11 protein-coding genes are annotated in these 16,811 nt (G+C 59.0%); 9 read left to right on the top strand and 2 right to left on the bottom strand.

Annotated elements, in window-relative coordinates:
• Positions 1–57 precede the first annotated feature (57 nt).
• From P1M51_RS19325 to P1M51_RS19340, 4 genes are all read left to right on the top strand, one after another.
• Positions 58–1,896 carry a hypothetical protein gene (locus P1M51_RS19325; protein WP_276275373.1) on the top strand — a complete coding sequence of 613 codons (1,839 nt, stop codon included), beginning with the start codon at positions 58–60 and terminating at the stop codon, positions 1,894–1,896.
• 337 nt (positions 1,897–2,233) lie between these two features.
• Positions 2,234–3,493 (top strand): transposase, encoded by a 1,260-nt coding sequence (locus P1M51_RS19330; protein WP_276249018.1) that lies wholly within the window; start codon positions 2,234–2,236, stop codon positions 3,491–3,493.
• 31 nt (positions 3,494–3,524) lie between these two features.
• Positions 3,525–5,057, top strand: coding sequence for a hypothetical protein (locus P1M51_RS19335; protein WP_276275374.1), 1,533 nt, complete (start codon positions 3,525–3,527; stop codon positions 5,055–5,057).
• Between the two features lie 753 nt (positions 5,058–5,810).
• Entirely contained in the window at positions 5,811–6,524 is a 714-nt protein-coding gene (locus P1M51_RS19340; RefSeq protein ID WP_276275375.1) for a 26S protease regulatory subunit, read from the top strand.
• Positions 6,525–7,015: 491 nt separating this feature from the next.
• Here the strand turns inward: P1M51_RS19340 and P1M51_RS19345 are convergent, their stop codons facing one another.
• Entirely contained in the window at positions 7,016–7,390 is a 375-nt protein-coding gene (locus P1M51_RS19345) for a type II toxin-antitoxin system VapC family toxin (protein WP_276275376.1), read from the bottom strand.
• A gap of 21 nt (positions 7,391–7,411) precedes the next feature.
• Complete coding sequence (locus P1M51_RS19350; RefSeq protein WP_276249014.1) at positions 7,412–7,642, bottom strand: antitoxin VapB family protein; 231 nt, start codon at positions 7,640–7,642, stop codon at positions 7,412–7,414.
• Positions 7,643–7,829: 187 nt separating this feature from the next.
• Here P1M51_RS19350 and P1M51_RS19355 point away from each other — a divergent pair, with 187 nt between their 5' ends.
• From P1M51_RS19355 to P1M51_RS19375, 5 genes are all read left to right on the top strand, one after another.
• Positions 7,830–8,363, top strand: coding sequence for an ArsR family transcriptional regulator (locus tag P1M51_RS19355; protein ID WP_276249013.1), 534 nt, complete (start codon positions 7,830–7,832; stop codon positions 8,361–8,363).
• A gap of 583 nt (positions 8,364–8,946) precedes the next feature.
• Complete coding sequence (locus tag P1M51_RS19360) at positions 8,947–9,345, top strand: hypothetical protein (RefSeq protein WP_276249211.1); 399 nt, start codon at positions 8,947–8,949, stop codon at positions 9,343–9,345.
• Between the two features lie 6 nt (positions 9,346–9,351).
• Positions 9,352–10,410 (top strand): hypothetical protein, encoded by a 1,059-nt coding sequence (locus P1M51_RS19365; RefSeq protein ID WP_276275377.1) that lies wholly within the window; start codon positions 9,352–9,354, stop codon positions 10,408–10,410.
• A complete protein-coding gene (locus P1M51_RS19370; RefSeq protein WP_276275378.1) occupies positions 10,410–12,647 on the top strand; it encodes a VirB4 family type IV secretion system protein in 2,238 nt (745 codons plus the stop codon). The genes P1M51_RS19365 and P1M51_RS19370 overlap by 1 nt, the downstream gene beginning before the upstream one ends.
• A complete protein-coding gene (locus tag P1M51_RS19375) occupies positions 12,640–16,809 on the top strand; it encodes a hypothetical protein (protein ID WP_276275379.1) in 4,170 nt (1,389 codons plus the stop codon). Before P1M51_RS19370 ends, P1M51_RS19375 begins: the two co-directional genes overlap by 8 nt.
• Positions 16,810–16,811: the final 2 nt, after the last annotated feature.

Below are 16,811 nucleotides of genomic sequence, written 5' to 3' on the forward strand. Positions count from 1 at the left end.
CGGCTTCGGGTGGTTCGAGAGCGGGCCACCGCTCGATACCCCCTATCACAGTGATTAATGACGGACAGACGTCCCCTCACCGGCCTGGTACTCGTCGCCCTGCTCGCACTCCCCGTCGTGAGTGCGATCACACCACCAACTGGTCTCACACCCAACAACGGGACGCGTGCGTTCATCTCCGACGACCGTGACCCAGACGCCGGGACCCTTCCGCCGTTCGTACTCTCCACCCTCGACGCTGTCGTCCGCGCGGAGAACGTCTCTGTGGCGAACATCAGTCGAATACGCGATTTCTCGTACGCGACGACCCAACCACCGTATCGCGTCGGGCCGAACCAGCAGACACTCAGCGAGTATCGTCTCGCTCAGTTGAACTCGATTCAGCGCAACGACTCGACGAGTCTCTGGCTCCCCGACTCAAAGCGCTCGAACGGCACGGTCGTCAAAGACGCCCATATCACGATCCTCGGGACAAACGAGGGCGTGCGGACTGGCATCGGTGCCGAAGAGGGTAACCACGCTGCAAACGACAGTGATCGACTGCTCATTCCCCGGAACGGGACGGTGCTGACGCAGCTCGATTACTCGACGCTTCTCCCAAATCGGACGTGTACGGTTGCTGGCGACACCAAGACCTGTCTCTCGTACGATCTCCTCGAGCAACAGGTCGACCGAAGCGTCCGGATCGGCACTCAGACGTGGGAGAGTGATTCAGCGTCGGCCCGGCAACTTGAGTACGAGGGAGCGAAGGCAACCGAGCCCACGACGTTGCAGGTTCGTGCGACGATTACCTCGACCGTCGCCGTTACGACGAAGACCTACGTCCGCGATGCCGTTGGCTGGCAGCTGTCGAATACAACGGCCGATGAGACGCTCAGCCTCTCGCATACGGTCCAGGACAGCACTCCTGCGGTCGTCACGTCGAACCAGAATCTTAGCGTCACGCAGACGGTCGTCCGCTCCGAAGAGGGGATCGACCGAATCATCCTCCAGTTCGAGGGCCCACAGACGCTCTCCGACCGCCGACTCTGGAGCTATGCTCGGTCCAAGGGGTCGACTGGACGCGTGCAGAACGTCTGGAGTGTCTATTCGCAGCGCCGGTACACGAATGCGACACGCGGTCGACGGCTTCTCACGACGTCGAACACCACCCTCTCGCTCTCACCGGGTAACACGACGCGACTCAACCAGACGCTCGCTCAGCAGCTTGCGGCCACAAACGAACGGCAGCGCACCGTCCCGTTCCCGAACGTCCTCGAACAGCGCCTCACCGCTCGCAGTCGGCAGCCGACGCTCCGCTGGACACAGAACACGAGCGTCACCGCTGCTCCCGAGATCACGAGACTAAGCGGCTTCAATATGACCGGCGATGCGACCCCGCTCGACCGACGTGTGAATCTCACCTCAGTGCCGCCTCGCGGCTACACGACGATCGTCATCACGAACGTCGACCAGCCGATTACGGAGGTCCGCGACATCCACAACGGTTCGATTCCGGTGACCACACAGACCGTTCGCGAGCAGAACGCGAGTCTCACCGCGACGACACTCAATGAGACGCACGCCCGGGTCCAACTCACAGACGCGCGTACTGGCCAGCCGCTGTCGAATCGAGCGGTCTGGCTCAGCGGAGCCGCCCAGGGACGAGTAACAACGAACGCCAACGGCACGGTCGTCGTCGAGCGGCGTGACCTCTACGTCACCGCCTCGTTCACGGGCGCAACCAACGTCTCCGAGAACGTCTACTACGGACCCGCACAGACACGAGTCGCGTTCCAGCTGGAACCATTCAACATCTACCAGCTCCTGACCAGTCTCGCGGGTGCACTCGTCTCGGTGGCGGCGTTCCTCGTTTTCTTTGTACCGTTTGCGTACATGCGGAGGGGAACTGGCTAGCACCCGTGGCGTACTTACTTGGATTTCCACGCTGAAGCTCACGCAACAAACACACCACCGAACTCAGACCAAATGATGGCATATAATCAAGCGCATTCCCCTGCCTTCAGGCGCGAGTCGAGCGACCACAGAACGACGCAATCCACCGACGGCACTCAGTCTGGGGTCTCCACGTTTTCGAGTCCCCGCTCCAAAATATCTACGTATGCCTCTGTGAGATTCATATCGTTTTCATCGGCGTATTCGTGGATTCGACCGTTCAACGACCACGGTATATCGACGTTAGGGCGCATGGTCCAAAAGACTTTTAGTCGATTTGGTCCAAATATCTATCGGGATGAGGCGTACCAACACATTCGTCGTTCGACCCCGCTCCAAACAGGATGCGGCGTTGCTACACGACCTGTTGGACGCCTCAGCCAGCCTCTGGAACGAACTCACCTACGAGCGCCGCCAGAACTACTTCGACGGCGAAAGCGTCTGGGACACCGCCGACTACCGCAAACAGTACGTCGGTGTTCTGGGGAGCGCCACTGCCCAGCAACTCATCCGAAAGAGCAAGAGCGCGTGGAAATCGTTCTTCTCGCTCAAAGAGAAGGGCGAGCAGTGTTCCCCGCCCGGCTACTGGGGCAACGAAGACGACGGTCGCACCTTGCAAACGTGCATCCGAAACGACCAGTACACGCTGGAAACCGGCGACCGCTCACGCCTCGAAATCCCCGTCGGAAGCGAGCTCAAAGAGAAGTACGACCTCGGGTACGCAGAGCGTCTTCGCCTCGAAGTGGCGGGCGTTCCGAAGTGGGATGGCAAACAGGGTCGGCTGGAACTGTTCTACGACGAGTCCTCGGACCAATTCAGGGCCTTTCAACCAGTCACCGTGGACGATTCTCGACTGGATTCACCACTGGCTTCGGAAGAAGCCGCTCTGGATATTGGTGCGAACAACCTCGTCGCCTGTACAACCACAACCGGCCAACAGTATCTGTACCATGGACGCGGCCTGTTCGACCAGTTCCGCGAGACGACGCGGGAGATTGCCCGGCTACAGTCCGAGCTCCGCGATGGGCGCTACTCCTCGAGCCGGATTCGACAGTTGTACCGTGGTCGGACGCGACGGCGCGACCACGCACAGAACGCGCTGGTACGCGACCTTCTCGAACGCCTGTACGAGGACGGGGTTTCGACGGTGTACGTCGGGGACTTAACCGACGTGCTGGAAACGCACTGGTCGGTTCGGGCGAACGAGAAAACGCACAACTTCTGGGCGTTCCGGGCGTTCATCGACCGACTCGTGTGTACCGCCGAAGAATACGGCATCACGGTCGAAGCACGGTCGGAAGCGTGGACGAGTCAGACGTGTCCGAATTGCGGTTCCACGACAGACACGATTCGCCACCAAGACACGCTTACGTGTCGGTGCGGGTTCGAGGGTCACGCCGACCTCGTTGCAAGCGAGTCGTTCCTGAGACGGCACACAGACGCACCAAGGCCGATGGCACGGCCCGTGCGATTCGAGTGGGACAGCCACGAGTGGCTGGAGTCACCACGCTCTCCCCGTCCCAAAGAAGTGCGCACGAACCGGAGTATCCACGGATAGGAGAAAGTCGCTCACGTCGGGGGTGGCGCTAATGCCAGACCCCGAACGTGAGGTTTCCCGCGCCTTTAGGCGCTTGGAGGATGTCAACGGATCGAGAGTCCACATCCCACTCGACGTCGTCCATGACAGCATCGGTCCCGATACCCTGGCGTCCCTCCAGCACGGCATCGCGACGCTGCCGACAGATGCCATGCTGGTGCCGCTCGCCGCTGGCTTCACCGACTGGATTGCGAACTTCTTCACCTACATCCTGACCGGAATCCTCGGCTTCATCGGCGAGCTCATCGCCAACGGGATGCGGACGTTCATCATCTTCGACAGCCCCTACTCCGACCCGACGATGCAGGCGGCCTTCCAGCACAATCTCGATATCTTCCCGCAACTACTCGTGATCATGTTCATGGCGGGGGTCGCGACGAAACCGTTCGCCGACCAGCACGAGGCAACGAACTTCATGCTCGTCTGGAAGGCGCTAAAAGTGATCATCTTCGTCGCCGTCGCCCGCCAGATAATGCACTTCGGCCTCCTGCTGACGAACGCAATTATTCGCCACATCTTCACCGCAGACTACGGTACTGCGTTCGGACCGGAGGTGCTGCAAGCCAGTCTTGACGGGGCTGCGGCGTCGAGTGCTGGCGTAATCATTGGCGGACTGATCCTGAGTATGGTGTCCGTGGCGGGCATCGTGCTAGCGCTCGGGGTCTTCGTCCTACGGGAGTTCCTGTTCAATGCGACGTTCATTCTCCTGCCTGTCCTCGGGGCGATGCTCTTCCTGGACTTCGGGCCGCTCCGCTACACGTCCGAGATCGCGAAAACCGCTCTCCGGGCGACGGCGTTCATGCTCCTCGCCGGGATCGTGATGGCCGGTCTCTTGCAGACCGGCGCTGCGGCTGCTGGTGCGTACGCGGACATGGCCGGACAGGGTGCAGCAGCGGCACAGAGTCAACAAGCTGGTGACCCTGGGTTCGGGGAAGTCCTTGAGGCGTACCTCTTCTGGTTGATTGGCCTCGTTGCGCCCGCACTCGTCGGGATCAAATCTGCGGCGATGGCCGGGCTGTCGCCGCGTCGAATCTCCGGTCGTCAAGGGGCGAAAAGCAAATCGAGTTCCCAGAGTTCGTCGACGAACCAGTCTGGTGGAAAATCGACTCGTACCGCCCTGATGGAACAGGCGAGGCATGGAACGTCAAAGGGGTTGCGAGGAATCGACAAACGAACTAAAGGAGTGGGAAGCACCGCTGTGAGGAAGGCAGGCTCTGCTGCAGGACGAACAAAAAGTACGATTGGGAACGTTGCTACGAGCGTTGTTTCCGAAGAGAAGGTTGAGAAGGGAAAGCGAATCGGAAACTCCGGAAAGCAAGGTGGGAAACGAGTAATCTCAGATGCACATGCAGGTGCGGACTATGCAACGCGAAATCTCCATCAATCCCCGGTTGATTGGGCTGAAGCAGGCCTTGAACGCTACCGAGACAACCCGGTTGTCGATACATCAGATGATACCGGACCGAAGCAACGTGAGCTGAATGACTGGTCTGACAGCTCTTCTAACAAGGGCCAGTCAAAGTAGGGTTGACCGAATACATATACAACGGGATTCCATAAATTAAGAATAACAATGGACGGACAAGAACACACTACGTCCACAAACGGGGGGAGAACCAGTAGTCAGCGGAATTTCGATGAGATATTCAAATCAATTATCACATCTCTATTTTCAACTATTGTACTTTCCGCGTGTTACCTTCTGGTTCCGTTAGGCGTGATTTGGGTAGCGGCCAAGATGCCTAACTCAATCGGGTGGATTGCAGCAATCCTTAGTGTGCCTGCTATTTGGTTCGTACCGAGTGTTATTGCAATAGTCGCGACTACAACTATAGAATTCGTAGTTGGGCAGGACGACGAAGATGTGGAAAGGGGATGGTTTTTAGGAATAATCGTGGGGTCAGCGGTGTTAACTGCGGTCTGGCTCCTTCCGCTTTTAGAGGGGTCCTGGCCATTGGTTGAAGGAGTAATTCAGCCATTACGGATTGCTGCCCTATTTGACGATCCTCTGCTTGTTGGCCTGAGTTGGCTAGTTACCGTACCAATGATGGCGTATGCTAATCTTGCCGGACTCACGGACCCTAGCCCAGAAAGTGATACCTCGAAAACAAAGGAGAAGCAGCGCAGCCAGTCAGGTACGTGGTCTGCGAATCCATCTGCATCCACGAATAACACGGATGGCCGGGACAGGAAGGCACCGAAGAACGAAGATCAGCCGAGAAATCGAAGCTATCAATGGGAGGCTGCACCAGAGACGCGGTTTGCAGATATTGGTGGGATGGAGTCGCTGAAAACGAAGATCGAGCGATCAGTCCTCCGACCTCTGACCCGAATCGACGAAGCCTACGAGCGATTCAAAGTCTCCCCACCGAATGGAATCCTCCTGTACGGCCCACCTGGAACCGGGAAGACCCTGTTCGCCCGAGCAGTCGCTGGTGAACTCGGCCATCCGTACCTCGAGCTCTCTGCAGGCGATATCAAATCTCGGTGGATCAATGAATCAACCGAGCAGGTCAACCGACTGTTCGACGAAGCCCAGCAGTTTGACCGGTGCGTCATCTTCATCGATGAGATCGATGCGCTGCTCGCCGGTCGTGGAAACGACCTCCACCGTGAACATGCCCAGGTCGTCAACGAGTTCCTCGCGCACCTGGATGACGACGATCCGAATTTCCTCGTCATTGCAGCGACAAACCGTGCCGACCTCCTCGATGAGGCTGCCACCCGCCGAGGGCGATTCGACCAGCAGTACGAAATCGGCCTCCCTGACAACGATGCTCGTGAGGCAATTTTCCGCGTTCGACTGCGTGAACTGCCGACCGCGCTCGACGAACGCGACTATCACGAGTTAGCTCACCGCTCAGAGGAGCTCAGTAGTGCTGATATCGTGGGAATCGTCGACGACGCTGCCATGCACGCCGCGGAGCGTGATGCAGAGGCAATCACGCTCGATGATCTTCACGAATCGTTCCCCAACACATCGATTCGATGATGTGGAGTGGCTCTGTTTTACTCCTTAACTAGTGATCGCTATCAGTAAGCGTGCTGAACAGAGAGCGCAAATCGGTCACAAAATGAGGCCCGAGACGCAGAGCCTCGTGGCTGGTGTGATAGAGTGGTGTAGAACGAGTAGTAATTCACTGGTAAGAATCATTAACTTATGGACTGTGTGAACCAATCGTTAATCGCTCTATGACAGCCCGAAAACTCTTCATTCAAATTCGAGGAAGTAATCTGCCTTGAACTCTCGATGACCCTCGGAGAGATAGCTACCAATACTCTGTGAGGCAAACAGTTCCACCTCTGGTTCAGGGTCGTCTTGAAACTCTAAGAGCCTCTCGAATTCACGATCTCTTCTACATTTCCTGACGTAATACGTGAGCCTGTTCCGCTCCGGTGAGATCTCGTGAGGGAATATTTCACTGCGAGCGGTGACCGCTGTATAGCAGTAGATTGGAGTCGAGTAAGACTCCTATAGGTGTGTCAGTAGGTTTCGACTTCGAGGTTCGGAATCTGGTCGAAGTGGCCGACGTTCTTCGTCAGCACCGGCTCCTCGTGGACGAACCCTGTCGCACCAATAAGTTCGTCGCTCGGGTCGTTCAATGGCTCGTCTCGGCGAGTGAGTTCGCCTGCAATTCGTCCCGCTTTCCGCGCGATAGCGGGCGTCACCGGGTACACCTCCTTTGTGCCGAGAATCGCGTCGACGTTGTCGCGTTCGGCCTGCGTTCGATCGACGTAGCCGATGCCCCAGTACAGTTCATAGAGCGTCATCACGGAGAGGCGTTCTGGAATTTGCTGGTCTTGTAGTTCGATGGCTTTCTCGAGGGCGGCCGCATCCTCCCGTCCAACATCTTTCAAAAATAACGTATACAGAATCAGTCACTCGCGCTCCTCACGGTGGCGAGGGGAATAGTCGTCGTAGGCTCGGCTTTGGGCCGTCCGGATTTCTTCGACCTCTTCGTCGGTGAACAGTCCGGCAAGGTCGCTGATCGGTCTGTCGCGTGCCAGCCGCGCGACTGCCTCGGAGACGGTCTCGCCCTCGCGTTTGCGCCGTTCCAGTGCGTGATAGGCGTCCTTCGTCAGGCGGACATTCTTGTAGTCCGTGCTCACGTGTATACATATGTATATAGAGTGGATATTGCTACCGGTCACTGCTGACTACCTTTTCTGAATTCAGAGAAACTAGATTCCTATCAATTTCTGAGTCTTCGAGCAAAATCTATGAAAACCTTCGGCCAACTGACGAAATATCTCTGCACGAGGTAAATATATTAGTCTTGGGCCTAAATCGTCCTCCATGCCCGAACCAGACACTAACCCAGTGGCGGAGTTCAACCTTGCCGCCGAGTTCGGGGCTGAGTTGGCTGCAGCACCGACCGACGAGCGTGTCTACCGGGTCGCCCTCCAGCTCTACGAACCGACACGCGTTGCGGGAGTTGCTGAACGGGCAGAGTGCTCACCCGATACTGCACGTCGGCATCTCACCCGGCTCGTCGATATCGGCGTCCTCGACCAGGTCGGCGACTCACCCGCAACCTACCAGCGGAACGAATCGTACTTCGAGTGGCGAAAACGCAACCGGCTCAAACAACTCTCGACGGGTCAACTCCAAACTCGCCTCACAGAGCTAACCGCTCGTGAACGAGAGTTCCGCGACCAGTACGGCGTCGCCCGACCTGACGATGTCGACGCGTTCGACCACGCCGACTACGATCAGCTCGAAGACGTATGGTTAGACCTCAGCGAGTGGGAAACCGTGCGGCGCCGCATTCGCCGACTGGAAGACGTCCGTCAGCAGCGAACGGGTGACTTCCCATCGGAGGCCGCCTGACTGTGGGCGAGCCGGGAGACAGTCAGCGAACCATCGACGCGGCAACGCTTCGCTATCTGGCACGGATTCTCGCACAGCAATCGGAAGTGAGTGGAACATCGCTCTTCCCAGCGAACAAGCAGGAAAGCCTCATTGTGCATCTCAGTCGTGACTACTATCCAACGGCGATGACGGCTGTCTGGTTGGAGCTCCGCGTCTATACGAACGGAGAATTCCACGTCTCATATCTCGAACGGTATCGTGGGGACCAACGTCGGTGTCGGTGGGACCGTCACGACCAATCACACAACAGCCGTGATCATTTCCATCCATTCCCGACTGCGAGTACAACCGGAGCTGAAGATCGAGAGTTCCCCCCAGACCTCACGACAGTGCTTCAAACGGTCGTCCTCCCATGGGTTGAAGACCGCCTTGGAGAAGTCTGGGAAGAGTAAAGCGGGTCGCGATTGGCGGAATCGCTCCGAGACCAACCACGTAGCCAGGTCACCAAACTCGGCAATGGTAGCACAACGAATATATCGAAAATCTAATACTATTTGGAAAAGTAACGTAGTAGGGTAAATATTAACTGTCTGACTTTGTAATGAATTACCACATGGAGACCTTCCCCATCGCAGGTCGAATCATCAACACCAAGTTGGTCTTCGGCCTCACCGCCCGCGAAGCAGGCGAGGTCCTCATCATCCCCTTTCTCGCCCTCGGCATCGCTCAGAGCCTCGGGTTCACCGGCACACTGTTCATGATCGCTGGTGGCATCGGTCTCACCCTCGGCATCCTCATCCTCCTCGTTGCGCCCGCTGGCCAGCGACCAATCAGCTACGCCCGTGCTGCAGCTGACTATTATCTCTCGTCGAATACCTACTACAATCGCCGTACTCGCCCCGAAGAGGAAACACCCCTGGTCCAGGACGTCGTCGGCGTCCGGCAGGACGGCCTCGACATCGAGACGATCGAAGCAGAGCAGGAGACCGAATCGAGGTGACTGTGCATGGGCTCTGCCTCCTCCGACGAGACCACCGACGGAACCACCGCCGAAAGCGATGAGGAACACGCAGTAGACGAGACAACGAACGGGAACGCTTCATCCGATACGTCGCCCGGACACTCAACGAGTGCGTCAGCGAGCGAGTCGGGGTCCACTTCGGACCCCGAGCTACAGAATGATGCCCAGCCGACCGCTGCGCTTCAGAACGACGCATCGCCGACAGCACCGGAGTCAGACCTCGAAGTCCTCCAGGCACTCGATACGTTCCTCGACGATATCGATACGGATCTCCCGACCGCTCGCGAACGGGCTCGGGCTCGCGACCACTTCGACCTCGAAAACCGGCTCGGCGAGTCCACGACCACGCAAGAGAAACTCGGCTTTGACTACGTTCGCGACGACGGCATCGCCGTCGACGAGAACAGCTACATCGGGCTGCTGAAAGTTCATCCGCAGAACTGGCTCTCGCTCAGCGACCAGGCGAAACGCGACACGATGAGCGCGTATATGTCGTTCCTCATGTCGCTCGAGTCCAGCGTCGCTGTCCCCTGTTATCCGAAGACCTTCGACCTGACTGGCCACCTCGAACGCTTCTACACCGCCGGCGCGAGCATGGCCTCGCGTGGTCAGACGCCCATTCTCCAGTACGGGCGCAAGTTCTACATCCAGTGGGCGAACACGAACATCGAAGACGAGGACCTCAAACAGCGCGATTTCTACATCGTCACGCGCGTCGACGCCGATCAGGTACACAAGGATCTTGAGACGGGGAGTGTGTTGAGCCAGCTCGGGACGCTTCCAGTCATCGGGACGGTCTTCTCGGGGATTGTCGATCGAACACCACTGGGTGACTCCCATGAGGAAGCCCGGACCGAACTCTGTATCCGCGAGGTTCGGCAGCGCCAGCGACGGATTACGAACAAGCTCGGTCGGACAGATGTGTCCATCGAACGAGTCACCAACCGTCAGGAAACGATGGAGATCCTCTATCACTACTACAACCACGTCGACCCAACGTTCGAGAAGTTCTCGCATGCGACGAAAACGGAGGGTGAGCACTGATGGCGGGGCGATTCAATCGCCTTCTCTCGTGGCTACCCGTGGGGAATCGCGAGCAAAGCATCGATGATATCGACGACGAGACGTTCGACCGGGCAGCGGAAATCCTCGAAGCGAACGGGGACGACCTCACGAAGGAGAACATCCGCGAACAAGCCCAGTACCTGCTTGAGGTCGAGGACGTTGACGAGGGTGAACTCCGAATCGGCATCGTGCAGGACGAGACCGAGCAGACGCTTGCCGACCGGGATGTCATCGCACCTCGCCAGCTCCAGGAGGTCTCGAATCTCTTCGAGTCGGGCTACATGGTTCGCAATGACCAGTTCGTCCGTACGCTCACCATCCACGGCTACCCCGAGCGCGTTCCCCTCGGGTGGCTTACGGACCTTTACACGACGAACGACCAGGTCCGCGTCACCCAGCATATCGAGCCACGCGATACCGGATCAGTGCTCCGGAAACTCCAGAAGCGTCTCACCCAGTTGCGAGCCCGCCTCCACAAGAAACACGAGAAGAACCAGACCGACACCCACGAGGCAGAGGCGGACCGTGACATGGTCAAAGACCTCATCTGGGACATCATCCTTGGTGAGACGAAGCTCTTCGACTTCGCGATCTATATCGAGATCATCGCTGACACCGAGCAGGAGCTCGACGACGCCACCGAACGCGTCGTCGAAACGCTCGGCACAGCGAATGCCAAGGCAGTCACGCTCGACAAGCGCCAGATCGAATCACAGGACGCCCTCGCCCCGCTCGGCGACGACCCAATCAAAGCGACCCAACTGATGCAGGAAACCGCTGTGGCGACGATGTTCCCCTTCATCGAGCCGGCTGTAGCCGACCCTGAAGGCGTCTTCTATGGGTTCGACGGGACGAACACGCCCGTGCTGCTCGATCGCTACCGGCTCTCGTCGTACTCGAAGGCGATCGCCGGGAAGATGGGGTCGGGTAAGACGTTCGCCGAGAAGCACGAAATGTACCATCGCATGATGATGGACCCCGAGATCGAGATGCTCGTCCTTGATCCGCTCGGGGATTTCGTCGACTTCGCGAACGACCTCGGCGGCCAGGTCATCCGCTTCGGTGGGCAGAATACGGTCAATCCACTCGAAATACGGCGCGGCATCGACGACGTCGCGGACGACCCGTTCAAGAAGAAGTTCCGCTCGGTGATGGAGCTGTTCCGCACGCACTTCTCGGCGGTTGCCGACCAGTCACTGAGCAAGGAGCAGGAAGGCATCCTTCGTCGGGCAGTTCGTCTCGCCTATCTCAAACACGGTATCACTCCCGACCCAGCGACGCACGAAAACACGAGCCCGACGATGCAGGATGTTCTCGACATCCTGCACGCACTCACCGACGGCGACCGACCATCGGCGTTTCTCGAGCTGCACGCGGATGCAGACGAGGAGCGCGTTCGCCCGGAGATCGAACAGCTAGAGCTGCGGTTCAAAGAGGCCGACGAGAAGTACGCCTATCAGCTTCTCCTCGGCCTGGAAGCGTTCCAACACGGTGGGGAGAACGACAATCTGAACGGGCAGACGAACGTCGAACTCGACAACCGGCTGGTCGTCATCGACATGTCGATGTTCGCCGACACGGGACAGGCACCGCTGTTCATGCACGTCATGTTCGACTGGATCTACCAGCGCGCCCAGAGCAGTGACCGCCGGACGCAGGTCACCATCGACGAGGCCCACTACCTCCTGCGGCGAGCGGCGACGACGGACATGATCGACCTGTTCATCCGGCACAGCCGCCACTTCAACACGGCGATCACGCTCATCTCACAGACCGTCGACGAGTTCATCGCGAAGTCCGACAAGAAATCCGAAGAGGCCGTCGAGAAGGCGCGGAACGTCTACAATCTCTGTGACATCAAGCAGATCTTCCATCACGAATCGGTCAGCGACGCAATGGTTGACTTCCACGGTCTCACGCCCTCTGAGCAGAACTTCATCGCGACCGCCCAGACCGGCGAGGACGGTGGCTACTCCGAATGCCTGCTCGCGGTGAACGACTGGACGAAGTCGCTCGCCCTCCACGTCAACGACTACGAAGTCCAGGTCCTCGATGACGACCTCGACCCGTGGGAGTATCTCGTCGACCAGCGATACATCGACGCCGGCGACGTCGAGTATCTCGCCCAAGAGGGTCGTGTTGACGACTACGCGATTCCGGACTCGTTGCTCGATGAGGCCGGTGTCTCGACAGCACCGCAAGAGGCCGATGACTAATTCGCGTCACTACATTCGAATCGAGCCATCGCGGGAACGTGTCGACCCTGCGGATATCGTCTCCCGGCTGGCTGGCCTGCGCAAGCTTCGAACGGGCTGGAAGATCAAATTCGATCCACGGAAGAGTCCCCCCACGTTCGAATTCCTTGCCCTCACCCAGGGGACGGATGCGCCGGTTCGATTCTATCTGGGCGTTGATGACGAGGGATTGCTGCCGACGCTCGAATCCGAATTACAGACCGCCTATCCAGCGAGTTACGATATCTACGAGGAAGCAATCGACCTCCGAACTGAACTCTGCAACGATGACCACCTCGGTGACGGTGGAGAGAACACGGAGGCTGTCGATGATGGAGGCGACACCTCACTTTCCGAGCGGACGCCACTCGCAGCCCGCTGGAGCGGTATCGGTGAACGGAGTCGCGACTGGATGACGCCGCTCAAGCAGTACTCACAAGTCCAAGAAGCGGGAACCCAGTCGGGAAATCCGGCACGAGCACCACTCGCGACGGCCGTCGAACGGCTTACGGAGGCCACCGCACCCACCGCGTTGCAAGTGTTGTTCACCCGCTACGGGAACTGGCAGCGAGCTGCCGAAGGTCGAAAAAAGCAGATCGAGACCAAACACGATGGCGCACTCCAGTCCGCACGAACCAGCCTCGCCGATATGGTCTACGGTGCCGACCAGGAGCGCATTCGCGATCGTCGACGAGGTCGTGACCCACCGCACGTCGGCGAGAGCACCCGGCAGACGTCGAGTGCCGCGAGTGGAGCGGTTGCCTCCCGACAGGCACTCATCGACCAGAAGGGGCCCTCACAGACGTTTCTCGTGAACCTCCGCACCGTCACCGTCCTTCCAGATACTCCCGAGGACGCAGTCAGAGCCCAAGCTGCGAACAATATCGAGACGCTGGCGAACGCGTTCAACCACCTCGACGGCTACTTCTATCACCTCGACGGCAGTCGCGTCTCGAAGAGCCTGACGAACATTCGCGACCCAGCTCGGAAGGAACTGAGCCGACTGCTGAATCGGTCGTTCAACCAGTCGTGGATGGGGAAACGTCGCCCGCAACTCGTGTTGAACGCGGACGAACTTGCGAACTTTGTGGCGGTGCCGAGCGCGCAGACACTCACAACTGAAGGGTCACGCGGTGCTCGTGGCAAGGAACGACTCCGCCAGCCACTGCCGTTACCCGACCCGGATCTTCTCGAAGCGTTCTCGGGCCCAGGCATGGCGGTTGGGAAGCCGCTCCGGAACCGGAACGAATCGCTGGACGAGCCGATCCGCATCCCACCAGATCTCTTGACGACGAGTTACATTCGGGCGGCGTCGACGGGGAGCGGGAAGTCAACGGCCACGCAGGCCGAGATGCTCTCGCTTCACGAGCATGTCGACGGGCCGACTGTGCTCCTCGAGGGGAAGGGTGACGGGATGGCCGAGAACTATCTCCACGCCCACTACGCCACGAACGGAAACCTGGACGACGTCTACTATTTCAACGCGCCAGACACCCTGCCGGCGGTCTCGTTTTTCGATATTCGCCCGGCGCTTGCAATGGGGCGTTCTCGTGCGGACGCTGTCCAGGATAAAGTCGAGCATTTCCACGAGATCATGCGACTCATCCTCGGTGAGGAGCGCCATAATCAGGCGTACGTCGCCAACGAAATCCTCACGTTCCTGATCAAGGGGCTGTTCGACCGGGAGTACGGCCACGACGCGTTCAGCCTCGAAGACCTGATACAGGCCGTCTTCCGAATGAGCCGAGAGAAGACGCTCCCCGAACTCTGTGATGCGAACGCGCACATCGAGCAGTCGCTGGTCCAGAAGTGCCAGGTCGATGAGCGTCAGTTCCAGCAGACGATGGGTGCGGCAGCGAATCGACTCGACAAGCTCGTCGAACACGAACACCTCTACCAGATGTTCACCCACGTCCCTGAGTGGGACGACGAGGCCGAGGAGTACGTCGGGAACGCCTTCGACTTCCGTGAGTTCGTCGACGACGACGCCGTCATCCTGTTCGACCTTGGTGAGTTCCGGGCTGAATCCCAGCACGCCCTGACGATGATTCTGTTGAGCAATCTCTGGGACGCTGTGCAGGGTCGCCGCGGAAGGGGCCGGTCGCTGACCGGGGATGGCAACGACGACGAGGATGCCGATGATACGATTGTGAATATGATCATCGAGGAGGCTGCCCCAGTCGCGACGTCCTCGCTGGTCTACGAACAGTTCATTCCTCAGGGGCGCGCGTTCGGCGTGAGTCTCGGGTTGATACTACAGTACCCCGAGCAAGTAGCGCAGTACAGTACGTCCGATCGGGCGTATACGGAGATTCTGAACAACGTCAAGACGAAGCTCATCGGGAATATTGCGACGGATGCGAAGCTCGCCGAGTCGATGGCGCACGAGAATCTCAGCACGTCCGAGTTCCGTAATCGCATCAGTCGGTTGCCGGACGGCGAATGGATCGCTCAATTACCGAGCCCTCGGTTCGGAGAGACTGGTCCGGCGCCGTTCTCGCTCGCATCGCTGCCAATTCCCGAGGGGCACCCAGAGAGCGAGGCACCGCTTTCGGGCGACGACCGGCATCTCTTCGAGGAGCAACAGATTCCCCGGGTGATGCGACGAACGCAGGACGAGTGCAGTTTACCGGGACGGACGAGTCGATTCGCTCGCGAGGAGGTTCGGGAGACGCTCGACGAGGTGGGCGATGACGTCGACGGAGAGTCTGCGTCGGCGAGCGAAAGCACAGCCGCCGCTGAAGCAGCTGCCGGCGGCACCCCATCGGAAACCTCATTCTTCGGTGCACGTAGCGCGAGCGACGACACAAGCGCGTCTGTGGACCGCGAGCAAACGACCGCGACGAACGAGGCCCAAATGTCATCGACTGAGGAGCGCTCCATCGGTAGCGCGCCCATGTTCGGCGCAGCTGCCGACGAGTCACAGGATGCTGAGAGAACTCCACAGTCTTCGACTCCCGAGCCGGCAGGCACGACGGCTCAAGAAGAACGGGCCGACGATACAGCGGAGACGTCGGAGACGACAGAAGCATCGGGTGGGACGTCACTGCCCGAGCACATCCGCCATGATGCGGATGCCGATCGCTACATCTGTGGCCTCTGTGGAGCCGAGTATACCCCGTCCGAGGAGCGGAAGGCCAGTGCGTGCTGTCAGTTCGCGTCGAAAGACGACGTCTTCGTCGCAGCCCGCCGAGCGCGGTCCACGGCCGAGAGCTCCAGCGAACTGTTCACGCGACTGGGGAACATCACCGAACATGCCGACACGTACGGTATCGAGATGACGATCCAGGACTTCGCGTCGTTGGATGCGTCCGCTGGCGAGACCGCCACCGCCCCCAACAGCGGTACAGAAGCATCACCAGAACCAGAGCAGGACCCGACCACCGACAACTCACCCCCGACTCGGTTTCAAGCGGCAACGACGACCATTCCGGATGAGACTCTCCGCGAGGAAGGTGTCACACGCGATGAGGCGGCATTTCTCGGTCTCGTGCTGGATGCGATGAACCACCAACTCGAGGAGTATTCGCTCACGGAGAGTATGACTGCGCTCGAAGAGCCCTTCTCAAATCTCGACATCGAGACGCTTACACAGAAAGCGTTCCTCGAAGAACACCGCTCGTTCCGCCAGAAGTACTACACTGTGTTACCGGCTGGCCGTGAGTTTCTGGATCGCTCGCTTGAGGCCAATCCGGGCGTCGGCGATCTCGGTGAGAAAACCCCACACAAAGCTGGCGTCGTCTTCCTCGAAGCCTGGCTCGCCCAACAGGAGGACGTCGCTCGAACGGAGATCTACTATCAGCATGGGGACGACACAGTCTTCGACGTCGCTGGCTTCGATGCTTCTGACGATCTTGCCTGGGTTGGGGAAGTGGAAACGCCGAGCAATAATTCCGAGGCGCTGCTCGCGGACTACGAGAAGCTTGCGAGCGTCGACGCGGCTGCTGTCTGGGCCGGTGAAGATAAGGCATTCATTCTGGACGCGATCGAGACACTCACCGACGCCGGGAAAGTCGATTTCTCGCTGAGTTCGACCCAGCGACGGACGATTAGCTCGCTTCGCGCAGCAATCGGCGAGTACGACGATCCGGGGATGAAGGCACTCCACACGTTCCGAAGTCTCGAAACGGAGGTGCCTGAGTAACG

It is taken from the genome of Haladaptatus sp. QDMS2, from assembly GCF_029338295.1.
Taxonomy (GTDB): Archaea; Halobacteriota; Halobacteria; order Halobacteriales; family Halococcaceae; genus QDMS2.

Coding starts and splice junctions, on each gene's coding strand:
- P1M51_RS19355 (WP_276249013.1), top strand. CDS start 7,830: ATGCCCGAACCAGACACTAACCCAGTGGCGGAGTTCAACCTTGCCGCC.
- P1M51_RS19370 (WP_276275378.1), top strand. CDS start 10,410: ATGGCGGGGCGATTCAATCGCCTTCTCTCGTGGCTACCCGTGGGGAAT.
- P1M51_RS19335 (WP_276275374.1), top strand. CDS start 3,525: ATGCCAGACCCCGAACGTGAGGTTTCCCGCGCCTTTAGGCGCTTGGAG.
- P1M51_RS19375 (WP_276275379.1), top strand. CDS start 12,640: ATGACTAATTCGCGTCACTACATTCGAATCGAGCCATCGCGGGAACGT.
- P1M51_RS19340 (WP_276275375.1), top strand. CDS start 5,811: ATGGAGTCGCTGAAAACGAAGATCGAGCGATCAGTCCTCCGACCTCTG.
- P1M51_RS19365 (WP_276275377.1), top strand. CDS start 9,352: ATGGGCTCTGCCTCCTCCGACGAGACCACCGACGGAACCACCGCCGAA.
- P1M51_RS19360 (WP_276249211.1), top strand. CDS start 8,947: ATGAATTACCACATGGAGACCTTCCCCATCGCAGGTCGAATCATCAAC.
- P1M51_RS19325 (WP_276275373.1), top strand. CDS start 58: ATGACGGACAGACGTCCCCTCACCGGCCTGGTACTCGTCGCCCTGCTC.
- P1M51_RS19330 (WP_276249018.1), top strand. CDS start 2,234: ATGAGGCGTACCAACACATTCGTCGTTCGACCCCGCTCCAAACAGGAT.